The sequence below is a fragment of the Mycobacterium sp. 050128 genome (assembly GCF_036409155.1).
Classification (GTDB): domain Bacteria; phylum Actinomycetota; class Actinomycetes; order Mycobacteriales; family Mycobacteriaceae; genus Mycobacterium.
Genome location: NZ_JAZGLW010000001.1, coordinates 3,595,056 through 3,618,641 on the forward strand (window position 1 = coordinate 3,595,056; position 23,586 = coordinate 3,618,641).

General features: G+C 68.3%; 15 protein-coding genes. 12 read left to right on the forward strand and 3 right to left on the reverse strand.

The genetic code is table 11. The annotated features are described in order from the left end of the window. Positions 1-189 precede the first annotated feature (189 nt). The 10 genes from SKC41_RS17165 to SKC41_RS17210 all read left to right on the forward strand — a co-directional run bounded on the left by SKC41_RS17165 (position 190) and on the right by SKC41_RS17210 (position 19,281). Complete coding sequence (locus SKC41_RS17165; RefSeq protein WP_330978662.1) at positions 190-435, forward strand: hypothetical protein; 246 nt, start codon at positions 190-192, stop codon at positions 433-435. Next, positions 422-1,198, forward strand: coding sequence for a thioesterase II family protein (locus SKC41_RS17170; RefSeq protein WP_330978663.1), 777 nt, complete (start codon positions 422-424; stop codon positions 1,196-1,198). The genes SKC41_RS17165 and SKC41_RS17170 overlap by 14 nt, the downstream gene beginning before the upstream one ends. Continuing rightward, positions 1,191-2,510, forward strand: a complete 1,320-nt coding sequence (locus tag SKC41_RS17175; RefSeq protein ID WP_330978664.1) for a beta-ketoacyl [acyl carrier protein] synthase domain-containing protein — start codon at positions 1,191-1,193, stop codon at positions 2,508-2,510. Before SKC41_RS17170 ends, SKC41_RS17175 begins: the two co-directional genes overlap by 8 nt. Beyond that, positions 2,510-5,572, forward strand: coding sequence for a mycobactin polyketide synthase MbtD (gene mbtD / locus SKC41_RS17180; protein ID WP_330978665.1), 3,063 nt, complete (start codon positions 2,510-2,512; stop codon positions 5,570-5,572). Before SKC41_RS17175 ends, mbtD begins: the two co-directional genes overlap by 1 nt. A 1-nt stretch (position 5,573) precedes the next feature. After that, on the forward strand, positions 5,574-12,137 hold the full coding sequence (locus SKC41_RS17185) for an amino acid adenylation domain-containing protein (protein ID WP_330978666.1): 6,564 nt from the start codon (positions 5,574-5,576) through the stop codon (positions 12,135-12,137). After that, the gene (locus tag SKC41_RS17190; protein ID WP_330978667.1) at positions 12,134-16,528 is read left to right on the forward strand and encodes an amino acid adenylation domain-containing protein; all 4,395 of its coding nucleotides are present in this window, start codon (positions 12,134-12,136) and stop codon (positions 16,526-16,528) included. Before SKC41_RS17185 ends, SKC41_RS17190 begins: the two co-directional genes overlap by 4 nt. Further along, positions 16,525-17,817, forward strand: a complete 1,293-nt coding sequence (gene mbtG, locus SKC41_RS17195; protein ID WP_330978668.1) for an NADPH-dependent L-lysine N(6)-monooxygenase MbtG — start codon at positions 16,525-16,527, stop codon at positions 17,815-17,817. The genes SKC41_RS17190 and mbtG overlap by 4 nt, the downstream gene beginning before the upstream one ends. Next, on the forward strand, positions 17,814-18,041 hold the full coding sequence (locus SKC41_RS17200) for an MbtH family protein (protein WP_330978669.1): 228 nt from the start codon (positions 17,814-17,816) through the stop codon (positions 18,039-18,041). Before mbtG ends, SKC41_RS17200 begins: the two co-directional genes overlap by 4 nt. Before the next feature lie 158 nt (positions 18,042-18,199). Next, positions 18,200-18,715: a hypothetical protein gene (locus tag SKC41_RS17205; RefSeq protein ID WP_330978670.1), complete on the forward strand. Its 516-nt coding sequence runs from the start codon at positions 18,200-18,202 to the stop codon at positions 18,713-18,715. 47 nt (positions 18,716-18,762) lie between these two features. After that, positions 18,763-19,281 carry a hypothetical protein gene (locus tag SKC41_RS17210; RefSeq protein ID WP_330978671.1) on the forward strand — a complete coding sequence of 173 codons (519 nt, stop codon included), beginning with the start codon at positions 18,763-18,765 and terminating at the stop codon, positions 19,279-19,281. Here SKC41_RS17210 and SKC41_RS17215 read toward each other — a convergent pair. The 3 genes from SKC41_RS17215 to SKC41_RS17225 form a co-directional block, all read right to left on the reverse strand. After that, positions 19,278-20,150, reverse strand: a complete 873-nt coding sequence (locus tag SKC41_RS17215; protein ID WP_330978672.1) for a sigma-70 family RNA polymerase sigma factor — start codon at positions 20,148-20,150, stop codon at positions 19,278-19,280. The two genes, SKC41_RS17210 and SKC41_RS17215, sit on opposite strands and share 4 nt — an antisense overlap. After that, positions 20,147-20,743 carry a carboxymuconolactone decarboxylase family protein gene (locus SKC41_RS17220; RefSeq protein ID WP_330978673.1) on the reverse strand — a complete coding sequence of 199 codons (597 nt, stop codon included), beginning with the start codon at positions 20,741-20,743 and terminating at the stop codon, positions 20,147-20,149. Before SKC41_RS17220 ends, SKC41_RS17215 begins: the two co-directional genes overlap by 4 nt. Before the next feature lie 92 nt (positions 20,744-20,835). Continuing rightward, positions 20,836-21,177: a type II toxin-antitoxin system VapB family antitoxin gene (locus tag SKC41_RS17225; RefSeq protein ID WP_330978674.1), complete on the reverse strand. Its 342-nt coding sequence runs from the start codon at positions 21,175-21,177 to the stop codon at positions 20,836-20,838. Between the two features lie 157 nt (positions 21,178-21,334). On the opposite strand from SKC41_RS17225, the gene hrcA reads away from it, so the two are divergent. Both hrcA and dnaJ read left to right on the forward strand, forming a co-directional pair. Next, positions 21,335-22,366 carry a heat-inducible transcriptional repressor HrcA gene (gene hrcA / locus SKC41_RS17230; RefSeq protein ID WP_330978675.1) on the forward strand — a complete coding sequence of 344 codons (1,032 nt, stop codon included), beginning with the start codon at positions 21,335-21,337 and terminating at the stop codon, positions 22,364-22,366. A 71-nt stretch (positions 22,367-22,437) separates the two neighbouring features. Continuing rightward, entirely contained in the window at positions 22,438-23,580 is a 1,143-nt protein-coding gene (dnaJ, locus tag SKC41_RS17235) for a molecular chaperone DnaJ (RefSeq protein ID WP_330978676.1), read from the forward strand. Positions 23,581-23,586 lie beyond the last annotated feature (6 nt).

The following is a 23,586-nucleotide window of genomic DNA, read 5'->3' on the forward strand; positions in this document are numbered from 1 at the left end:
CGCCGGGGCGTCCCGCCGTCAGCCCACACCCGGTGCCGCATCAGCGGCCCGGCAGGCGGGAACGAGCCAAAAACCACCCTGTGTCCGGGATCACGCGGGCTCCTTTGCGGGGGCTTGGTAGCAACGGCGCAGCGAGAGGGGATAGGGTAACCAAAATTAGGGCAGCCTGTGCTAATTCAGGGAGGTTTCGTGGTGCGTGCCCCCGCGTGCTCGGAGAACATCCGTGCGGAGGTAGCCGAATTGATCGGCATCGGTGTCGACGCTGTTCAGCGAGCTGACAACCTGCCGTATCGGGGCCTGGGCTCGCTCCCATTGACGTCGCGGGCCGGCCGGTCGCGGCAGGTATCGGCAGGCGCTCACGCTGCTCCCGTCCGCGCGGCCGTTCCCGACGGCGGGGCCGCCCACGCATCCGGTGAGCACCATGACATTTCGTGACCTGATCAGCATGCCCTCCACTTTTCCGTCCACATTTCCGTCCTGGATCAAGCTGGTTCCCGGGCGCACCGCGAAGTCGCCTGACGGCGCCACGGTGGTGTTTCCGCACGCCGGCGCGGCCGCCGCGAGCTACCGGCTGCTGGGCGCCGCGCTGGCTGCCGGGGGCGACATCTACATCGTCCAGTACCCGCAGCGCGCCGACCGGCTCGCCGAACCTGCCCACGAGACCGTGCACGACCTGGCCCTCGGGCTCTTCGAGGCCGGGCCGTGGCACAGCGTCGCGCCGTTGCGGTTGTTCGGGCACAGCATGGGCGCCGTGGTGGCGTTCGAGTTTGCTCGGGTGGCCGAAGAGCGCGACGTCGCCGTGCAGAAACTCTGGGCTTCCGCGGGACCACCGCCGTGTGTCGTCGCCGACATGCCCGAGCTGCCCACCAGCGATGACGGCGTGCTCGCCGAGATCGCCGACCTCGGCGGCACCGATCCCGAACTGCTCGCCGACGAGGAATTCTCCGAGCTGCTCACCACCGCGATGCGCGCCGACTATCAGGCATTCAATCGCTACGACCCCAGTCCCGATACCCGCATCGGCGCCGATATCCACGTCCTGGGCGGCCGTGACGATCACCGGATTGCGATCGACGTGCTGCGCCAGTGGGAACGGCATACCGCCGGGTCCTTCCAGCTGTCGCTGTACGACGGCGGCCACTTCTACGTCTACGACCACGTCGATGCGATCGCCGCACAGGTGAACGCCGATGTCTGACAACGGGGTCGAAGCCCTCGCGATCGATCCGGTCGTGATCGTCGGGATGGCCGTCGAAGCGCCCGGCGGTATCGACACCGCCGACGGCTACTGGGACCTATTGGCGCACGGCCGCGAGGCCTTGAGCCCGTTTCCCGCCGACCGCGGCTGGTCGGTCGCCGAACTGCTCGCCGGGTCGCGGCGCAGTGGATTCAAACAGATCCACGACCGCGGTGGATTCCTCAGCGGGGCAGCCACATTCGATCCAGAATTCTTCGGCATCTCGCCTCGCGAAGCGATCGCGATGGACCCACAGCAGCGGGTGACGCTGCGGGTGTCCTGGCGCGCGCTGGAGAACAGCGGCATCAATCCCGACGACCTGGCCGGCCACGATGTGGGCTGCTTTGTCGGCGCATCGATGACCGGGTATGGGCCCGAGATGGCCGAGTTCTCCCGGCACAGTGGCCATCTGCTCGCCGGCACGGCACTGAGCGTGATCTCGGGCCGGGTGGCGTACACGCTCGGGTTGACCGGCCCGGCGCTCACCCTCGACTCGTCGTGCGCGTCGGCGCTGGTGGCCTTCCACGTTGCGGTACGCGCCCTGCGGGACGGAGATTGCGACCTGGCGCTGGCCGGCGGGGTCAACGTATTGGGCTCGCCCGGTTTCTTCGTCGAGTTCTCCAAGCAACACGCCCTCTCCGACGACGGCTACTGCCGCCCGTACAGCGCGCAGGCCAGCGGAACGGTCTGGGCCGAGGGATCGGCAATGTTTGTGCTGCAACGCAAATCGGCGGCGCTGCGGGCCGGCCGGCAGATCATTGCCGAAGTCCGCGCCACCGCCGTGAACCAGGACGGTCGCAGTGCCGGTCTATCCGCCCCCAGCGAGGACGCGCAGGTCCGGCTGTTCCGCCGCGCGATCACCCGGGCCGGAATCAAGCCCGAGGACGTGGGCATGATCGAGGGGCATGGCACCGGTACCCGGCTCGGCGATCGCACCGAATTACGTTCGCTGGCACAGACTTACGGAACCACCGAACCCGGCGCCGGGGCGCTGCTGGGTTCGGTGAAGTCGAACCTGGGTCACTCGTTGGCCGCTGCCGGAGCGCTCGGGTTGGCCAAGGTTCTCGTCTCGGCCGAACACGGCGCGATACCGGCCACCCTGCACGCCGACCAGGCTAGTCCTGAAATCGATTGGGATGGACAAGGTTTACGTCTGGCTCAGGCGCTGACTCCGTGGCCGGCCAGTGCCGGACAACGGACGGCCGTGGCGTCGGCCTTCGGGATCGCTGGTACCAACGCGCATCTGATCGTCTCCATGCCAGAGGTGGCATAGTGCTCGATCACATGTTGCCTGACTGCCGTGTCCCAGTGCTGCTCACCTCGCACGACAAAGAGCTGATTCGCCGGGATGCCGCGGCGATCCTGGACTACTTGGACCGCAGCGGCAACGCCGCACCGGATCTGGCGGCGTCGGTCGCGTCGACCCTGCTGCGGCTGCGGCGGCTGCGACGTCACCGCGCGGTGGTGCGGGCAGCCGACCGGGCCGAGCTCGTCGACGGGTTGTCGGCGCTGGCCCGCGACGACGAGCATCCCCTGATCAGCTGGTCGTCGAAGAGCTCGGCGCCGCGTATCGCTTTCGTGTTCCCGGGCCAGGGCAATCAATGGCAGGCGATGGGAGCCGATGCCTACCGGCGGCTGCCGGCCTATCGCAGGACCGCCGACGAGTGCGGGCGGGCGTTCGTCGCGGCCGGGTTGCCCTCGCCGCTGCCTTACCTGGCGGGGAAGCTGGACCAGAACTGGTCGCGCACGCAGATTCAGGGCGCCCAGTTCACGCACGCGGTCAGCCTGGCCGCGGCGTGGCGCAACCACGGGGTAGTTCCCGAGGTCACCATCGGGCACAGCCTCGGTGAGGTGGCGGCGGCGTACGTGGCCGCCGCGATCACGTTGCCGGACGCGGTCAGGTTGGTCGGCGCGCGCGCGACCGTCGTCGACCGGCTGACCGGCCGGTACGCGATGGCGGTGCTGGGGGTCGGCCTCGAAGAGGCGGAGTCGGTGCTGGCGGATGCGCCGGGCTGGCTGGAAGTGTCGGCGGTCAACGGGCCGTCGTCGACCGTGGTGTCCGGCGAGCACGACGCCGTGGCCGCCGCGGTGCAACTGGCGGGGCGCCGCGGCATCTTCAATCATCAACTGTCCGTGGACTATCCGGGCCACACCAGCGCTCTGCGGCCGTTGCGGACTCCGTTGATCGAGCTGATACCCGATTCGGCCTTCCGGCGCGGCGAGGCGCGGTTCGTCGGCTCCACGTTCGGCACCGAGGTGGATGAAGGCATCGACTTCTCCGAATACTGGTATGAGAACCTCTGTGGCACGGTGCGATTCGATCGGGCCGTGCGACACGCGCAGAAGCTGGGCGTCGACACGTTCGTGGAGCTGTCCGCACACCCGTCGCTGCTCTATCCGCTCGCCGACATCGTCGACGAGGAGTCGGCGGTGGCAGTCGGATCGGGGCACCGCGACAAACCCATCATCGAGGCGCTCTCGGCGAACATCGCCGCCGTCGCGACCGCCGACCCCGGTAGCCCGTGGGCCAAGGCCATCCCGAGCGGTATCCGGCCGCCGCTGCCGAGGTTCCCCAACGCGCCGATGCGGGCGGTGCACCTGTGGGCGACGCCGGAACCGCTGACCGACCTGCTCGCGGTGCCAGCGCTGACCGCGGCCGTCGAGGACTGGCAGCAGGTGACGTCCCCGGGAAACGCCGGCACAACCCGTTGTGCCATCGGATTTTTCGGCGAGGCCGCCGCGGGTGCGTTGACGCAGCAGCTGATCGACGCCATCGCCACGCATGACGGGTGCCAGGCGGTGCCGCTCGGCGAGGCCGAAATCGTGGTGGTCCTCGCCCCGGAACTCGACCAGTTGGATGCGCTCGCCGCGATCGAGCAGATCGGCGGGCGACCCGACGCCGGCCTACCCGACTACGCCGCGATCATCGGCCCACATTGCCGGGCCGTCTGGTTGCTGACCGCCGGTGCCGAGCAGGTCGAACAACAGGATTCGAATGTCTCGCCGGCACAGGCCGCTCTGGCCGCGATGCACCGCAGCGTCGGGTTCGAATTCCCGGACCAGATCTTCGGGCACCTGGACCTGCCCAGTCGCGATGTCGATGCCGCAACCGCGCTCGCGGTCGTCGAAGCGCTGATCGGCGACGGGGCCGAGATCGCCGTGCGGGGGACCGAATCGCCCCGACGCTATGTCCGGACGTTCCGGGACTGCCGCGATTCGGCAACCAGCCGGCCACTGGATGGCGCCGCACTGGACAACGTGGTCATCACCGGCGGCAGCGGAGCGATCGGCCTGCAGTACGCGCGGTACTGCATCGAGCACGGGGCGCGGACGGTTACCTTGTTGAGCCGCAACGGCGTCGACCCCGACGCGTTGGCACGCCTGGCCGAAAATCATGACGCGGTGGTCCAGGCACCGCTGTGTGACATCACCGACCGCGTCGCGTTGTCCGCCGCCGCGTTCGAATTTGCCGGCTCCGGCGCGTCATTGCTGATCCACACCGCGGGCATCGCCAAAGCGGTTGTGCGCGACGATCTCACCGGCACGGATGTGGCCGAGGTATGCGATGCGAAGGTTCGCGGATTGGCGCTGCTGGCCGAGGTCTGGCCGACGCGGCCCGACTGCCGGATCCTGGCCTGCTCGTCGGTGTTCGGCGTGTGGGGCGGCTACCACCATGCGGCGTACGCGGCGTCCAACCGGATGCTCGACGTGCTGGCCGCCCAGTTGCGGGCCAGGGGCCGAGACTGCACGGCGATTCGATGGGGACTATGGCAGGCCGCCCGTGTGGTGGCGGCCAGCGAGATCACCCGCACCGAGCGTTCGGGTCTGATTGCCATGGATCCCGAATTGGCGATCGAAGCCGGCCTGTACCGTTACGACGGCGATCCACTGATTTTCGACGCGGACTTCGACCGGCTCGCGGTGTTCTTCGAAAGCCAGGGAATGCCAATGCCGTTCAGTGGTCCGGGCGGCGGCGAGAGCTCCGAGCATGACAACGGCTCCGCTGTGAAACCGGTCGCCGACGTGGTGCGTGCCGAGCTGGCCGCGACATTGCACTTGGGTGATTCGTCATCGATTGACTCCAGTGCCTCGCTGATCGACCTCGGTGTGGACTCGTTGCTCGCGCTGGATCTGCGCAAGCGGCTACGCCGGACGGTGGGGAACTCGGTTCCGGTGGCCCGCATGCTCGGCGGCATCACCGTGCATGAATTGATCGATGCGTTGGGCGCCGGCTCAACCGGCGGCCCGAAACCCCAACCGCGGTTTGACGCCGCCGCAGCTCCGATCGGGGCGCAACATTCCACGCTCGCGATGTTAGAAAGGTTGGACTCCTAGCGTGACTGAAACCAATGCCAGCGGCCTGCTCGACGAAAAGCGCCTGGAGTTGTTGCGCCGCAAGCTCGCTGAACGCGGCCTGACCCGGCCCGAGGCCGAGGGCTCGGTGCCGAGCGTCGACGAGCCGCGCATGTCCGGTGGTCAGCACCGGATGTGGTTCGTGCAGTCGGTCGACCCCGACAGCGCGCTGCTCAACGTCTGCGTCTCGTACCGGGTTACCGGCACGGTCGACGTAGCGCGGCTGGGGGACGCCGTCAATGCCGTGGCCGCGCGGCATCAAGTGCTGCACACGACCTACGAGACCGACGCCGAGGGCTTTCCGTATCCGGTGGTCCGCGAGGATCTTCGGCCGGAATGGGCCGAGCACGACCTGTCGGATCTGTCCGATCAGTCGCGGCGGTTGCGGTTGGACGTGCTGGCGCAGCGGGACTTCTGCCGCCCCTTCGACCTCGCCAAGGATTCGCCGCTGCGGGTCACCGTGGCGCGTTTGTCGGCCGATGAACTGATGCTGCTGTTCACCGCCCACCACATCGCGTGGGACGACGGGTCGTGGGCGCCGTTCTTCGCCGATCTGACGCATGCCTACACCGACCCGGACGGATTCGCCGCCGCACCGGCGGCGCCGGCCCCCGCGGTCGAGCCTGCCTTCGCCGACACCCCAAGCCATAACGAGGACGCCGACTACTGGCGGCCGCTGATCACGAATCTGCCGGAGCCACTTGAGCTTCCGGGGCCCAACGGTTCGGTGGTGCCCAGCACCTGGCGTGCCCAGCGCGCGACGACACGGTTGTCGGCCGACGTTGTCGATCGGGTGGCGGCATTGGCCCGGGACACCGGTGCCACCCCGTACATGGTGCTGATGTCCGCCTTCGCGGCACTCGTCCAGCGCTACACCCAGTCGAGCGACTTCCTGGTCGCCGTTCCGGTGCTGAATCGCGGCGTCGCGACCGAGGATGCCATTGGCTACTACGGCAACACCGTGGTGATTCGGCTGCAACCGCAGTCCCACCAGACATTCCGCGAACTGCTGGCCCAAACGCGCGATAGCGCCGTCGGCGCCTTCGCGCATTCCCGCGCCGACCTGGATTGGCTGGTGCGCGAATCCAATCCCGATCGCCGCCACGGCGCGGACCGGATGACCCGGGTGAGCTTCGGACAGCGAGACGCCGACGGCGCCGGATTCTGCCCGCCGGGTGTGCGATGCGCGCGCGCCGAATTGCGCGGTCACTTCAACCAGCTGCCGCTGAGTTTCATGGTGGAGCTGGAGCGATCGGGGAACGGCGGGCTCATCGAGGCCGAATACCTCGTCGAGGTGCTCGATCGCCCGCTGGTGGAACAGCTGCTGCGGCACTACGTCGTCTTGCTGGACAGCACGCTGAGCAATCCCGACGCGACGCTGTCGGCATGCGCGCTGATGAGCGACGAAGAGGCCGAATGGCTACGCCAAGTGTCGACGGGCGAAGAGTTCACCACTGCGGCGGCCACGTTGCCGGAGTTGGTCAGTCGGCGCGCGAGTTCGGCGCCCGATGCCATCGCCGTCGGCTACGAAGGCCGCAACTACAGCTACCGGGAGATCGACGAAGAGTCGAACCGGTTGGCGCACTGGCTCATCGAACAAGGGATCGGCACCGAGGACCGGGTCGCGCTACTGCTGGACAAGTCACCCGAACTCGTCATCACGGCGCTGGGCATCCTCAAAGCGGGCGGGGTCTACCTGCCGGTGGACCCCACCTACCCGCAGGATCGCATCGCGTTCATCCTGGGTGATGCGGATGCCAAACTGGTGCTGCGCGAACCGGTTACCGGCCTGTCGAACTACCCGGTGACCGCGCCCGAGCCGATTCGGCCACTGACTCCGCACAATACCGCCTACCTCATCTACACCTCCGGTTCGACCGGGCTGCCCAAGGGTGTTCCCGTTCCGCACGCACCGATCGCCGAGTACTTCGTCTGGTTCGGCGACGAATACCAGGTCGACGCAACGGAATCGCTGCTGCAGGTCGCCTCGCCCAGCTTCGACGTGTCGATGGGCGAGATTTTCGGCACGCTGATCATGGGCGCCCGGCTGGTCATCCCGAGGCCCGACGGGCTGCGCGACATCGGCTACCTGACCGATCTGCTCCGCCGCGAAGGCATCACCTCGATGCACTTCGTGCCGTCGCTGCTCGGGCTGTTTCTGTCGCTGCCCGGCGTCAACCAATGGCGCACCCTGCGGCGGGTCCCGATCGGCGGCGAGGCCCTGCCCGGCGAGATCGCCGACAAGTTCCACGCCACCTTCGATGCGCTGCTGTACAACTTCTACGGACCGACCGAGACCGTCGTCAACTGCACCAGCTACCCGGTGCAGGGCACGCAGGGCACCCGCATAGTTCCGATCGGCCGGCCGAAGATCAACACACAGGTGTACCTACTCGACGATGCGCTGCAGCCGGTCCCGGTCGGCGTGATCGGCGAAATCTACATCGCCGGAACGCATGTCGCGCAGGGATATCACCGTAGGCCGGGACTGACGGCCGAACGCTTCGTCGCCGACCCGTTCACCGCGGGCGGTCGGATGTATCGCTCCGGTGACCTGGCCCGCCGCAACGCCGACGGAGACATCGAGTTCGTCGGCCGCGCGGACGAGCAGGTGAAGATCCGCGGCTTCCGCATCGAGCTCGGCGAAATCGCCGCCGCCATCTCGGTCGACCCCAGCGTTGGACAGGCGGTGGTGCTGGCCGTGGATCTCCCCCGACTGGGCAAGAGCCTGGTCGGCTATGTGACGCCGGCAGCGGACTGCGGCACCGAATCCGTTGACGTCGAACGGATCCGGGCTCGAGTGGCCGCCGCACTGCCGGACTATATGACGCCGGCCGGCTACGTGGTGCTCGACGAGATTCCGATCACCGCGCACGGCAAGATCGACCGCGTCGCGCTGCCGCAACCGCAGATCGCCGCCGGCGCCGAATATCGCGACCCGACGACACCTACCGAACGCCGCATCGCCGCCCTGTTTGCCACCCTGCTCGGTCACGACCGGGTGGGTGTCGACGACTCGTTCTTCGATTTGGGCGGCCACTCTCTGGTGGCCACCAAACTGGTCACCGCGATCCGGTCGGATTGCGGTGTGGAGCTTGGCATCCGCGATGTCTTCGAGCTGGGGACGGTGGGCCGGCTGGCAGAGCGGGTCGACGAGCTCGGGTCCGGCGAACTCGTCGAGTCTCGACCCAAGCTGATCGCGACCGCTCACGACGAGCCCCAGCCGCTGTCGGCGTCACAGCTGCGCAGCTGGTTCGCCTACCGTATCGACGGGCCCAGCTGGGTGAACAACATTCCGTTCGCCGCGAGACTGAGCGGTCCCTGGGATATCGAGGCACTGATCGCGGCCATCGGCGACGTCGTCGCACGTCACGAAATCTTGCGCACCAGCTACATCGAAATCGACGGCGTGCCGTATCAAGTGGTCAATCCGGCCGGTGATCTGCCGATCCGCCGCGCTTCCTTCGAGGGTGCCGGCCAGCACAGCGAAGCCTGGCTGCAAGAGCAGCTGGACGAAGAGCGTCAGCACTGCTTCGAGCTTGACGCCGAACGGCCGATCCGGATTGCGTTGCTGCGCAACGGCAGCGACGGCGATCATGTGATGTCGTTCGTGGTCCACCACATCGCCTCCGACCACTGGTCCGCAGGCGTCCTGTTCTCCGATGTGCTCACCGCGTACCGGGCCCGGCGGTCCGGGGAGCTACCGTCGTGGGCACCGCTTCGGGTGCAGTATGCCGACTATGCGGCATGGCAGCGCGCGTTCCTGGGGGATACCAGCGGCCAGGAGTCCGCGATTGCCGCCGAGCAGCGCGAGTACTGGACCCGGCAGTTGGCGGGGATGCCCGAAGACACCGGACTGCGGCCGGACTTCGCTCGCCCGCCGGTGCCCAGCGGCGTGGGCGAATCCGTTGCCTTCCGCATCGACTCGGCCACCCGCGCCAGGCTAGCCGAGTTGTGCCGCGAGTTGGGCATCACCGAATTCATGCTGTTGCAAACGGCCGTTGCCGTGGTGCTGCATAAGGCCGGTGGCGGCGTCGACATCCCGTTGGGCACCCCGGTTGCCGGACGCACCGAGGCCGAATTGGACCAGCTGATCGGCTTTTTCGTCAACATCCTGGTGCTGCGCAACGACCTGGACGGCAACCCGACGTTGCGCGAAGCACTGGCCCGGGCGCGCGAGACGGCGCTGGCCGCTTACGCCCACCAGGATCTGCCGTTCGACCGGGTGGTCGACAGCGTGAGCCCGGTGCGTTCGCTGTCGCGCAACCCGTTGTTCCAGGTCGTGGTGCATGTGCGCGATCACTTGCCGGCCACCCGGGTCATCGATTCGGGGCCCGGCGCCGGTGACGGCGAGGACACGGTGTGCACCTCGTTGGACCCGATCTTCGACATGGCGCATGCCGACCTCAGCGTCAACTTCCTGGGCGCCGATGGTAGTGACGGCGCCGGATACAACTGCGACGTCATCTACCGCACCGAGCTGTACCGCCGGTCGACGATCGAGCGACTGGCCGGCTGGCTGGCCCGGGTCATCACCGGGTTCGCCGACAACGTCGACCAAACCCTGCGCGACGTTGCGGTGATCGATGACGACGAGCAGCACCGGATTCTCGACGAGTGGAGCCGCGGCGCCCCGGCGCCACCCGACCGGCCGCGCACCATCCCGGAGCTACTCGCTCCCAGCCGCAACTGGGGATCCGACCGGATCGCGGTGCGCTGCGGCAGTGAGCAGCTCGATTACCCTGCGCTGCACCGCCGTTCGGACAACCTGGCGGGGCTGCTCGCCGAACACGGCGTGGCGCCGGGGTCGCTGGTCGGGCTCTCGACACGGCGCGGCATCGACATGGTGGTGGCGCTGGTGGCCATCATGAAAGCCGGCGGCGGTTACTTCCCGATCGATCCTGGCTATCCGCTGGCACGCAAGCAATTCATGCTCGACGACGTGGCGCCGCCGGTCGTACTGGCGACGGCCGAGGCCGTGGACAGCACGCCGGAAGTGTCTGGGGTAAAGGTCATTTCGCTGGACGACCCGCAGGTGCGTGAGGTGGTGGAGAACGGCACGGTTCGTCCGGACCTACCGGTGCCCCATCCTGACGACCCGATGTATTTGGTGTTCACGTCCGGCTCGACCGGCAAGCCGAAGGGCGCGGTGGGCACGCATCGATCGATGTCCGCCCGGCTGGATTGGCAGTTGCGGCATTACCCGCCCTGCGCCGGCGACATTCGGTTGGCTCAGGCCTCGATCACTTTCCTTGAGGGCGGTATGGAAATGCTGGCCGGCCTGGCGGCCGGGGCCACGATGATCCTCGCAGACGATGCCGAACACCGGGATGCCGAAGCGCTCGCCGCGCTGATGGACCGGCATTCGGTGGCGCAGGTGACCGCGGTGCCCAGCCTGGTTTCCGCACTGGTGGATATCCGGGCCGACGTGGTGCGATCCCTGTCGCGGCTGGTGTGCGGCGGCGAGCCGGTGAGCACGTCGCTGCTGGAGCGCCTGGTATCCGCGTGTGCGGGCAATACGGACATCCAGCTGTTGAACAACATCGGCTCCACCGAGACCTCCGGTGCGGTGTCGCGCGGGCCGCTCGGTCTGCCGAATCCGCTTGTGGGCAAGCCGGTCCCGGGTAGCGCTGCCTACCTGCTCGACGACGGCCTGCGCCCGGTTCCGGTCGGTGTGGTCGGCGAACTGTATTACGCCGGCGACCAGCTGGCCCGTGGCTACTGGAAGCGACCCGGTCTGACCGCGACGCGGTTCATTGCCAATCCCTATGCGCCCGAACCCGGTTCGCGGCTGTACCGCAGTGGCGACCTGGCCCGCTGGACCGAGGACGGCCAGCTGGAGTTCGCCGGCCGGGCCGACCATCAGGTGAGCGTGCGCGGTTTCCGCGTCGAGTTGGCCGAGGTCGAGTCCGCATTGGCGGCCGTCGACGGCGTCGCCGCGGCGGCCGCCCGTACCTGGGAGGTGCACGGAGGTCTCTCGCTGGCCGGATATGTTGTGCCGCAACGCCCGATCGTCGACGATGCCGAGAAGGCCGGCTTCGCGGGCGCGGTGCGCGCCGCGGTCGCGACGACGTTGCCCGGCTACATGATGCCCTCGTCGCTGACCGTGCTGGACGCGATGCCCAAGACAGACTCGGGCAAGCTGAACCGGCCCGGGCTGCCCAAGCCGGCGGTCAGCACCGGCGGACGGATCGAACCGTCGCGCACCGACACCGAGCGAGCGCTGGCCAAGGTGTTCGCCGAACTGCTCTGCACCCCGGAAGTCGGCCGCTACGACGACTTCTTCGCCCTCGGCGGCGACAGCATCCTGTCGGTGCAGCTGTCATCGCGGGCCCGCGCGGCCGGCCTGGCGGTCAGCCCGCGCATGGTCTTCGAGCATCCGACCGTAGAGCAGTTGGCCGCCGCCCTGGACGCTGTGGGAGACGGCAAGGCCGACACCGAGCAGGCCGATACCCGCTTCGCGCCGATGGCCGCGTCCGGACTGTCGGCCGACGACCTGGCCGCGGTGTCGCAGCTGTGGTCGTCGTCGCGTGACGGGACGTCATGACCGCTACCAAAACCGATGTCGCACCACCTGACATCGAGGACGTGATGGCGTTGAGCCCCTTGCAAGAGGGCTTGTATTCGCTGAGCGCGCTCACCGAATTCGTCGAAGGCGAGGCAGCCGACGATCCCTACATGATCGGCATGGCCGCGGACATCTCTGGCGTACTGGACATCGAGCTGTTGCGCGACTGTGCGGCCAAGATGTTGGCCCGACACCCGAACCTGCGGGCTAGCTTCTTCAGTCGGGGCATTGCGCGCCCGGTGCAGATCGTGCCGTCCCGAGTCGAGTTGCCTTGGCAATTCGTCACGGCCGCACCCGATGAAGTAGCGGCGCTGGAGGTCCGCGAACGCCGGCGACCGTTCGATTTGGAACGCGGGCCGGCCATTCGTTTCCTGCTGATCGAATTGCCGGGCCCGCAATGGCGTTTCGTGATCACCGCCCACCACATCGTGATCGACGGGTGGTCGTTGCCGGTGTTCGTCAACGAGATGATGATCCTGTACGCCGCCGGGGGAGACCCCGCGGCGCTTCCGGTGGCGCCCCGGCCGTACCGGGACTACATCGGGTGGCTCGCGAGTCGCGATCCGGAGGCCAGCCAACAGGTTTGGCGCCAGCACCTGGCCGGCCTGGCCGGCCCCACCCTGCTGGCTGCCGCGCTCGGCCCGGCCGAGGGGCAGCCGGCAGGCCTGCCGCGCACCACCGAACTGCGGCTGGCGCCCGAAGTCGCCGATCGGCTCGTCGAAGGCGCCCGGTCGCGCGGCGTCACCGTCAACACCCTGTTGCAAATGGCGTGGGCCCTGGTGTTGTCGCGACTGACCGGCACCCACGACGTGGTCTTCGGCGTCACCGTCTCCGGCCGGCCGGCCGAACTCGCCGGCGTCGAGACAATGATCGGTCTGTTCATCAACACCGTGCCGATGCGCGTGCAGCTGGACCCGGCCGCCGGCGTGGGCGACCAATGTCGCGCCGTGCAACGCAATGCCGCGCTGCTGCGCGAACACGGCTATCTCGGGCATGCACAGCTGCGCGCGTTGGGCGGCGTGGGCGAGATGTTCGACACCCTGCTGGTCTACGAGAACTTCCCGATGGACGGGCTGGTCGCCGGCGGCGAATTGACCGCGGGCAGTGCGATATTCAGGCCATCCGCGTTGCAGAGCCTGTCACACTTCCCGGTCGCGATCGCCGCCCACATGCAGGGCCGCGAACTGGTGGTACTGGTCGAGGTGTTGGACGGCGCGCTGGGCGCCACCTCCGCGGAGCGGCTGGGCCGGCGCGTGCTGGTCACCGCCGAGCGACTGCTGCAGGGCTGGGATCGGCCGCTGCGTGAGGTCAGCGTGCTCTTTGACGACGAGGCCGTCACGCCCGCCGGCGCGGCGGCCCCGCGCGCGATCGGCATCCACACCCGGTTCGCCGCGATCGCGGCGACAACGCCCGACAACGTCGCGGTCAGCTGGGCCGGCGGCACGCTGAGCTACCGCGAGCTCAACGGTCGCGCCAATGGGCTGGCCGCCCGGCTCGCCGAGCGCGGGGTGCGATCCGAAACCCCAGTGGCCATACGGCTTTTCCGCGGCCCGGAGTACATCGTCGCGATACTCGCGGTGCTCAAAGCCGGCGGCGTGTGCGTGCCGATGGAGCCGGGGCTGCCCCCCGAGCGGGTGGAGTCGATGCTGCGCCAAACAGGGGCGTCGATCATTGTCGACGACGAGCTGCTGCGGGCCGGGAAACGACACGCCGCCGACTTCCACGCCGTCGAGGTGCCGCCCGAGCAGGCCGCATACGTCGTCTTCACATCGGGGACGACGGGAGAACCCAAGGGCGTCATCGGAACTCACGCAGCCGTCGGCGCGTACGCCGACGATCATCTGGATAGCGTGTTGCGGCCCGCGGCCGCCCGGCTGGGCCGCCCGCTGCGCATCGCACACGCGTGGTCGTTCGCCTTCGATGCCGCCTGGCAGCCGCTGGTCGCGCTGCTCGACGGCCACGGCGTGCACGTCGTCGATGAACGGACCCAGACCGACGCCGAGGCCCTGGTCGCCGCGATCGCCGAGCACGGCGTCGACATGATCGACACCACCCCGTCGATGTTCGCCCAACTCACCGCCTGCGGATTGCTCACGACGGTTCCGCTGGCGGTATTGGCGCTGGGCGGGGAAGCGCTGGGTAAGTCCGCGTGGACCCTGATCCGCAGCGAGTGCGCACGAACCCGGTTGCGTGCGTACAACTGCTACGGCCCGACCGAAACCACGGTCGAGGCGGTGGTGGCCGCGATCACGGAGTACGACGAGCCGTCGATCGGACGGCCCACTCACTACACCCGCGGTTACGTGCTCGACTCCGGGTTGCATCCGGTGCCCGTCGGGGCGACCGGCGAGCTCTACCTGGCCGGCGCGCAGTTGGCCCGCGGCTATCTGGGCCGTCCCGGGGAGACGAGCCACCGCTTCCTCGCCGATCCATTCGCCCCCGGCGAGCGGATGTACCGCACCGGCGACGTGGTGCGCCGGGGTGTCGATGGCTCGCTGCAGTACGTGGGGCGCGCCGACGCGCAGGTGAAGATTCGCGGCTACCGGGTCGAGCCGGCTGAGATCGCCGCCGCGCTCGAGTCGCACCCCGCAGTCCGGCACGCCGGTGTTCTGGTGCGGCGCCTGCAAACCGGAGCGCGGCTGACTGCCTACGTGATGATCTCACCCGCGCACCAGCCGTCGACCGCGGAGCTGCGCGCCACGCTCGCTACCCGGTTGCCGCGCTACATGATTCCGCAACGCATCATCAGGGTCGACGAAATCCCGCTGACCGACAACGGCAAACTCGACGAAGCCGCGCTGCGCGCGTTCGATGCGGCCGACACCGCGAGCTCGGCCGGGGCCGAGCCCGAAACGCCCACGGAAACCATACTGGCCGAAGTGCTTTCGGACCTGCTGCACCTGCCTGCGGTCGACGTCGCCGCTGACTTCTTGCAGCTGGGTCTGGACAGCATCATGGCGCTGTCGGTAGTGCAGGCGGCACGAGCGCGGGGTCTGGCGTTGCGTGCCAGGCTGATCCTCGACTGCGTCAACATCCGGGAACTGGCGGAGGCCATCGACTCCGAAAGTGCCGACGCTGCAAGCGATATCGAAGACGGCGTCGGGCCAATCCCGGTTCTGCCCAACGGCCGCTGGCTCTACGAATACGGCGAGCCTCGTCGGCTGGCGCAGACCGAAGCCATTCAGCTGCCCGACGACGTCAGCCGCGAGCACCTGCATGCCGCGCTGGCGCGCATCGTCGCCGGGCACGAAGTGCTGCGCACGCGACTGGATCGCGCCACGATGACCCTGGTTCCGACGGAGGTCGCCGCGGCTCTTGTCGACGAGGTAACGGTTTCCGGGGATCTGCATGCCGTCGTCCCCGGGCACGTCGCAGCGGCCGTCGAACGTCTGGACCCCGAACGCGGAGTGCTGCTGGCCGCGGTCTGGCTTCGCCCCCCGATTGGACCGAGCGTGCTGCTGCTGGCCGCCCACGTGTTGGCAATGGACCCGGCGTCGTGGCGGGTCGTTCTCGGCGAATTGGACGCCGCGCTGCAGGCTTCGGCCTCCGGCCACCCGCCCGCGCCGATCCGGGAGCACACCAGCTACCGGCGCTGGGCCGAAGCGCTGGCCGCGCGTGCCGAGACGTTGGACACCACGCAGTTCTGGGCGGCGCAGCTCGAAGGCGACGACCCCAATCTCGGTGCCCGACGGGTGGATCCGAGTCGTGACCGGGCCGGCGATCTGATCGTCCGGATGGTCGCCGCCGATGCGGACACCACCCGCCGGCTCCTGGATTCCGGGCTGCCGCTGCCGCATCTGCTGGTGGCCGCCACGGCGGCGACGGTGACGCGCTGGCGCCGGCAGCGACACCAGGCCACGCCGCCGCCACTGCTGGCGCTGGAAACCCACGGCCGCGCAGACAGTTTGGTCGACGACGCCGTCGACACCGGCGACACGATCGGGCTGCTCAGTTCCATCTATCCGGTGCGGGTGGCCTCGGCCGACCCGCGGCAGGTCGGGGCGCAGTTGGCGGCCATCCCCGGCGACGGACTCGACTACGGCCTGCTGCGTTATCTGCGCACCGACACCGCCGAGCGGCTGGGCCCGCTGCCCGGTCCGCAGGTGCTGCTGAACTACCTGGGGGCGGCCCACACCGGCGGCGGCGCCGTGCTGAAGCTGGAGCGCGGACTGCTGGCCGGGGTATCGCCGCAGCCGGAGCCGGATCTGGCGGTGCGCCACGAACTCACGATCATGGCCACCGTATTGCCCTTCGACGGTCAGCGTGTCCTGGCCGCGCAGTGGCGCGCACTGCCCGGCATTCTCGATGACGCGGACGTCTCTGCGTTGCAACACCTTTGGATTGAATCACTGCGGGAGGTGGTGACATGAGCACGTTAGCGATCCTCGGCGCCGGCGCCAAGGCGGTGGCGGTGGCCGCCAAGGCCAAGGCATTGCGCGACATGGGCCCCGATATCCCAGAGGTCCCCGACGTGATCGCCGTCGAACGCACCGGAGTCGGGGCGAACTGGCAGGCGAGCGGCGGCTGGACGGACGGGGCGCACCGGCTCGGAACCAGCCCGGAAAAAGATGTCGGCTTTCCCTACCGGTCGGCGTTGGTGCCGCGCCGCAACGGCGAGCTCGACGAGCTGATGACCCGGTACAGCTGGCAGTCCTATCTGATCGCGACGGCGTCGTTCGCCGAGTGGATCGACCGCGGCAGACCCGCTCCGCCGCATCGCAAATGGAGCCAATACCTGGGCTGGGTCGCCGACCAGGTCGGCATGCAGGTGGTGCACGGCGAGGTCGACGGGCTCGGTGTCGTCGGTGACCGCTGGGCACTGCACACCCGCGAGACCACCGTGCACGCGGATGCGTTGATGATCACCGGACCAGGTCAGGCCGAGAAATCGCTGTTGCCCGGCAACCCGCGCATGATGTCGATCGCGCAGTTCTGGGATCGCGCCGCCGGCCACGACCGCATCAACGCCGAGCGGGTTGCGGTGATCGGCGGCGGTGAGACGGCCGCCTCGATGCTCAATGAGCTTTTCCGGCACCGGGTTTCGACCATCACGGTCATCTCGCCACAGGTGACGTTGTTCACGCGGGGCGAGAGCTTCTTCGAGAACTCGTTGTTCTCTGACCCCACCGACTGGACCGCCCTGACGCTGGACGAGCGCCGCGACGCGCTGGCGCGCACCGACCGCGGCGTGTTCTCGGCGAACGTGCAGGAAGCGTTGCTGGCCGACGACCGCATCCACCACCTGCGCGGCCGGGTCGCACACGCGGTGGGCCGCGACGGACAGATCCGGCTGACCCTGTCCACCAACCGGTTCAGCGAGAACCTGGAGACGGTGCACGGATTCGATCTCGTCATCGACGGCTCCGGCGCCGATGCGCTCTGGTTCACCTCACTGTTCAGCCAGGACGCGCTCGATCTGCTCGAGCTGGGTCTGGGCGGCCCGCTGGCGTCCGATCGCCTGCAGGAGGGGATCGGCTACGACCTGTCCGTCAGCGATGTCACCCCCAAGCTGTTCCTGCCCAACCTGTCCGGCCTCACCCAGGGGCCGGGCTTTCCCAACCTGAGCTGTCTTGGCCTGCTGTCGGATCGCGTCCTGGGGTCCTGGGTCGGTCCGGCGGGTGGTCTGTCCAGAGTCCAAACGATGGTGGAGAAACGATGAGCACTAACCCATTCGACGACGACAACGGCACCTTCTTCGTGCTGGTCAACGATGAAGAACAGCACAGCCTGTGGCCGGTGTTCACCGACGTCCCGGCGGGCTGGCGCGTGGTCTACGGTGAAGCGACCCGCGCCGAATGCCTGGACTATGTCGAACAAAACTGGCCCGACATCCGTCCGAAGAGCCTGCGCGAATCCCTCTCCGGGAGTCGTTCGGCCGGTTAGCCGGCGAAGCCCAATTCTGGGTTGCTACACAGGTCGCGCACAGATTAGTCAGGGTGATCCCGCGTAGCATCTGTCACAAGGTGCACAACCACACCATCTACACCAGGTGAGAGTGTGGGTGACATTCCGTCACGTCGCTGCACATCGAAGGGGGAATCATGAAATCGCTAAAAGCCATTGTGACGGGTGTGGCAGCCCTGGGCGCCGTCGGCGCCGCAGCCATCGGCGTCACCTCGATCGCGTCTGTTCCGGCTGAAAACGCGGTGCAACTGGCCGCCGTCGGCGCGCCGCTGCCGCAGGACCCACCGTCGTTGCCGGCTCCCGCCGTCGACGTTCCGACCGCCGACCAGCTGACCGGGCTGCTCAACACCCTCGCCGACCCCAGCGTGTCGTTCACGAACAAGGGCAATCTGGTCGAAGGCGGCGTCAGCGGGACGGTGGCACACATCGCGGACAAGAAGCTGCAGAAGGCGGCGAAGAATGGCGACCTGCCGTTGTCGTTCACCATCACCAACATTGCGCCGGCCGCCGCGGGATCGGTGACGGCGGATGTCGCGGTTTCGGGCCCCAAGCTGACGAACCCGGTGATGCAGAACGTCACCTTCGTCAACCAGGGCAGCTGGATGTTGTCGCGCTCGTCGGCGATGGAGCTGCTGCAAGCCGCCGGACAGTGAGTAGCATCCGTCAGGTTGGCCTGGACCGGGCCGCTAAAGGGGGAAACATGAAATCCGTAGCTATGGGCGCGGCGGCGCTGGCCGTCATCGGCGGCGCGGCCGTCGGCATCGCTTCCGTCGCAACGCCAGTGCCTGCAGTGCAACTGGCCGCGGTCGGGGCGCCGCTGCCGCAAGAGCCGCCGCCGCCCCCCGCGCCCGCGCCGGTGGGGCCGGGCCTTCCGACGCCAGAGCAGTTGAGCAACCTGTGCCTCCAGGCCACCGATCCCGGCGTCGGCTACTCCGTCAAGGTCGGTCTGGTCGAAAACGGCATCAATCCCGACGAGGGCCATGTTGCCGACCACGACCTGCGTAAGGCCTACCGCAACGGCAACTTTCCGGAGACCTTCACCGTGACGAACATCGTGCCGGCCGGTCCTAATACGGCCGCCGCTCAGGTGGCGATCGCGGGGCCGAAGTTCGCCGGGCCGGTCACCAAGCAACTGGTGTTCGTCCAGCAGGGTGGCAACTGGGTGCTGCAACACGACGCCGCGCTCGCTTTGCTGCAGGCGGCGACCGCGGTCAACTAGCCGGACACGGCTTTCAGGTCGAGCCGGGCGATGCGCTGCGGGTCGGCCAGCACGTCGATGGCGGCGACCACGCCGGCGCGCACCACGAACGCCATGATCGCGGTGGGCCGGCCCGTGACGAAGACGACCGCGCCGGCCGCGCCGTTGACGGTCGCGGCGCGGACCTCGCGCTCGGGGGATGAGTAGCCGCGGGCCAGCTGGGCCACCGAGGACGCGCCCTGGGCGCGGAAAAGCCCTGCGCCGGAACCGAAGTCACCCCGCAGCACGACGTCGGGATGCAGCACCGACACCAGCCGGTCGAAGTCCCCGGAGCGCCCGGCCGCGAAGAAGGCGTCGACGGCCTCGCGCTGCGCGGTGAGGTCGGCGTCGGGAAGCGGGTCCGCGTCCTGGATCCGACGGCGCGCGCGGCTCGCCAGCTTGCGGGTCGCTTCCGGAGTGCGGTCGACGATGGGTGCGATCTGGTCGAACGGGACGGTGAAGACGTCGTGCAGAACGAATGCCAGCCGCTCGGCCGGCGTCAGGGTGTCCAGCACGACGAACAACGCCAGGCCCACCGCGTCGGCCAGCATCGCGCGGTGTTCGGGGTCGAACTCGCCCCGGGTGTCCACGATCGGATCCGGCAGCTGGGCGACCGGCTCCTCGCGGTGGCGAGCGTGCCGGTCGCGCAACGTGTTCAGGCAGATGCGGGCCACCACGGTGGTCAGCCAGGCATCCAGGTTGTCGATGTCGTCGGCGGAGCTACGGTCCAGCCGCAGCCAGGCTTCCTGCACGGCATCCTGCGCGTCGTCGATCGAGCCCAGCATCCGGTAGGCGATGGCGCCGAGCTGCGGCCGGGCCGCCTCGAACCGGGCTGTCAACGAAGCCGTCACGCGCGGCCGGATTCGGGCAGGGCGCACACCCGGTTGCCGGAGAAGCCGGACGAGCCGATGCCGAGCGCGACATTGAACCGGGCACGCAGGTTGCCCAGGTTGATGACGTGGGTCAGGGCGACCAGCTGCGGCGTGTCGAAGTGGGCGCGCAGCGCGTCGAACAGCTCGTCGGTCACCTCGACCGGGGTCCGGCTCATCGCCGTGGCGTACCCGAGGATCAGCTTGTCGACGTCGTCGAAGCATGCGGCGTTGCGGTAATCGGCCATGCACAGCAGTTCTTCGTCGGTGATTCCCCACTGCCGGGCGATCTGCGAGCCGAGGTCGATGCAGTACTCGCAGCGCACCGTCGTCGCCGCCTTCAGCTCGGCCAGCGCGCGGTGGCGCGGGCGCAGGATGTCCAGCTTCGATTCGGCCATTTCCAGCTTGCCGATGGCGCTGAGCAATTTGGGGATGTGGGCATACATGCGCAGCGGCTCGAGCATGCCGGCCGTTTCCAGCCCGGCCATCTGCCCGAGCTTGCGTTTGGTGAAGAAGAACGCGATCTTGGCGCCCAGACTGGCGTCGTGGTCGGAGACTCCCTGAAGCCGGGACATGGCGAACCTCCCGAATAGTCCTGAACAGTCAACGTGCGGACCTTTATGGCCCTCACTACGTCGACACCCGGCGGCGCGTAAACGTGACCGGGCTAGTGCCCGAACGTCGAACCCGATCCCTGGGTCTGCTGGCTCAGCGGTACGTCCATGTCGTACACCCGGGCATGGAACACGGTGCGATTCCGCAGCGCGGCCTGGACCGCGCGATGCAGGCCGTCCTCGAGATAGATGACGCCTTTCCACCGCACGGCGTGCGGGAAAAGGTCGCCGTAGAAGGTGGAGTCCTCCGAGAGCAGCCGGTCCAGGGCCAGCACCGTGGTCGTGGTGACCAATTCGTCGAGCCGGATCTGCTGCGGCGGTATCTGGGACCAGTCCCGGTAGGAGAGCCCGTGTTCCGGGTAGGGCTTGCCGTCTCGTACACCCTTGAAAATCATTGGCGGATCTTCTCCGATGCGTCGTCGAGCCCCCTGCAAATACCTGGTGGACAGGCTAGCCGCAAAGTTGCCGAAAGTGCGCGGCAGACGCTCGCGCAGCGAGGTCAGCGCGTCGTGTGAGACCGTAAAATGGACGCGATCAAGGAGGTAGCAACCAATGGGCAGTGCTGACGACCGTCGCTTCGAGGTGCTGCGTGCCATCGTCGCCGACTTCGTCGCCACCAAAGAACCCATCGGTTCGAAGTCTCTGGTCGAGCGGCACAACCTCGGCGTGTCCAGCGCCACCATCCGCAACGACATGGCGGTGCTGGAGGCCGAGGGCTACATCACCCAGCCGCACACCAGCTCCGGGCGGGTGCCCACCGAGAAGGGTTACCGCGAATTCGTCGACCGGATCGATGACGTCAAGCCGTTGTCGTCGGCCGAGCGGCGGGCGATTCAAAGCTTCCTGGAATCCGGCGTCGACCTCGACGACGTGCTGCGCCGCGCGGTGCGGCTGCTGGCTCAGCTGACCCGTCAGGTGGCGGTGGTGCAGTACCCGACGCTGTCGACGTCGACGGTTCGGCATCTGGAAGTGATCGCGCTGACGCCGGCGCGGCTGCTGATGGTGGTCATCACCGAATCCGGGCGGGTGGATCAGCGCATTGTCGAGCTCGGTGACGTCATCGACGATCACCAGCTCTCCCAGCTGCGCGAGATCTTGGGCCAGGCGTTGGAGGGCAAGAAGCTCTCCGCGGCCTCGGTCGCGGTCGCCGACCTCGCCCAGCAACTGGGCGGCCACGGTGGGCTGGGCGACGCGATCGGACGATCGGCGACGGTGTTGCTGGAGTCGTTGGTAGAGCACACCGAAGAGCGCCTGCTGATGGGCGGCACCGCGAACCTGACCCGCAATTCCGCGGACTTCGGCGGTTCGCTGCGCTCCATCCTGGAGGCACTCGAGGAGCAGGTGGTGGTGCTGCGGTTGCTGGCGGCTCAGCAGGAGGCCGGCAAGGTGACGGTGCGTATCGGCCACGAGACGGCGGTCGAGCAAATGGCGGGGACGTCGATGGTGTCTACCGCGTACGGCACCATGGACACCGTGTACGGCGGGATGGGTGTGCTGGGGCCCACTCGAATGGACTATCCGGGAACTATCGCCAGCGTGGCCGCGGTTGCTCTTTATATTGGCGAAGTCCTGGGTGCTCGATGATCGCGCACCCCCAGGATTTGTGGACAGCCGCGTAACAGCGCGGCGAAAGACCCCTTACAGGAGAATCAGGCGTGGCACGCGACTATTACGGGCTGCTGGGCGTGAGCAAAAACGCCGGCGATGCGGAGATCAAACGCGCATACCGAAAGCTGGCGCGCGAACTGCATCCCGACATCAACCCCGACGAGGCCGCGCAGGCGAAGTTCAAGGAAATCAGCGTCGCCTACGAAGTGCTGAGTGACCCGGAGAAACGCCGGATCGTCGACCTCGGCGGGGACCCGCTGGAGAACGCGGCCGCCGGCGGCGGATTCGGCGGATTCGGCGGCCTGGGTGACGTGTTCGAGGCGTTCTTCGGCGGCGGCTTCAGCGGGGGCGGCACGTCGCGCGGCCCGATCGGCCGGGTTCGGCCGGGCTCGGACTCGTTGCTGCGGATGCGGCTGGACCTCGAGGAGTGCGCGACCGGCGTGACCAAACAGGTCACCGTCGACACCGCGGTGCTGTGCGACCGCTGCCAGGGCAAGGGCACCAACGGCGATTCCGCGCCGATCCCGTGTGACACCTGCGGCGGTCGCGGCGAGGTGCAATCGGTGCAGCGCTCGCTGCTGGGTCAGATGGTGACGTCGCGGCCGTGCCCCACCTGTCGCGGCGTCGGCGTGGTCATCCCCGACCCGTGTCATCAGTGCATGGGCGACGGCCGGGTGCGGGCGCGCCGCGAGATCAGCGTCAAGATTCCCGCCGGTGTCGGCGACGGCATGCGCGTGCGGCTCGCCGCTCAGGGTGAGGTCGGGCCCGGGGGAGGGCCGGCCGGCGACCTCTACGTCGAGGTGCATGAGCAGGCCCACGACATCTTTGTCCGGGACGGCGACGACCTGCACTGCACGGTTTCGGTGCCGATGGTCGACGCCGCACTAGGCGCCACAGTCAGCATCGACGCCATCCTCGACGGCACCAGCGAGATCACCATTCCGCCTGGTACACAACCGGGTTCGGTCATCACGCTGCGCGGCCACGGGATGCCGCAGCTGCGCTCGGCGACCCGCGGCAATCTGCACGTCCACGTCGAGGTGGTGGTTCCCACCCGGCTGGACGGCCACGACAGCGAACTGTTGCGCGAGTTGAAGAACCGCCGCAGCCGCGACGTGCCCGAGGTCCGCTCGACGCACGCCGGCGGCGGGCTGTTCAGCCGGCTACGCGAGACCTTCACCGGGCGCTAGCCACGA

Coding starts and splice junctions, on each gene's coding strand:
- SKC41_RS17170 (WP_330978663.1), top strand. CDS start 422: ATGACATTTCGTGACCTGATCAGCATGCCCTCCACTTTTCCGTCCACA.
- SKC41_RS17175 (WP_330978664.1), top strand. CDS start 1,191: ATGTCTGACAACGGGGTCGAAGCCCTCGCGATCGATCCGGTCGTGATC.
- SKC41_RS17190 (WP_330978667.1), top strand. CDS start 12,134: ATGACCGCTACCAAAACCGATGTCGCACCACCTGACATCGAGGACGTG.
- mbtG (WP_330978668.1), top strand. CDS start 16,525: ATGAGCACGTTAGCGATCCTCGGCGCCGGCGCCAAGGCGGTGGCGGTG.
- SKC41_RS17200 (WP_330978669.1), top strand. CDS start 17,814: ATGAGCACTAACCCATTCGACGACGACAACGGCACCTTCTTCGTGCTG.
- SKC41_RS17205 (WP_330978670.1), top strand. CDS start 18,200: ATGAAATCGCTAAAAGCCATTGTGACGGGTGTGGCAGCCCTGGGCGCC.
- SKC41_RS17210 (WP_330978671.1), top strand. CDS start 18,763: ATGAAATCCGTAGCTATGGGCGCGGCGGCGCTGGCCGTCATCGGCGGC.
- SKC41_RS17220 (WP_330978673.1), bottom strand. CDS start 20,743: ATGTCCCGGCTTCAGGGAGTCTCCGACCACGACGCCAGTCTGGGCGCC.
- SKC41_RS17225 (WP_330978674.1), bottom strand. CDS start 21,177: ATGATTTTCAAGGGTGTACGAGACGGCAAGCCCTACCCGGAACACGGG.
- hrcA (WP_330978675.1), top strand. CDS start 21,335: ATGGGCAGTGCTGACGACCGTCGCTTCGAGGTGCTGCGTGCCATCGTC.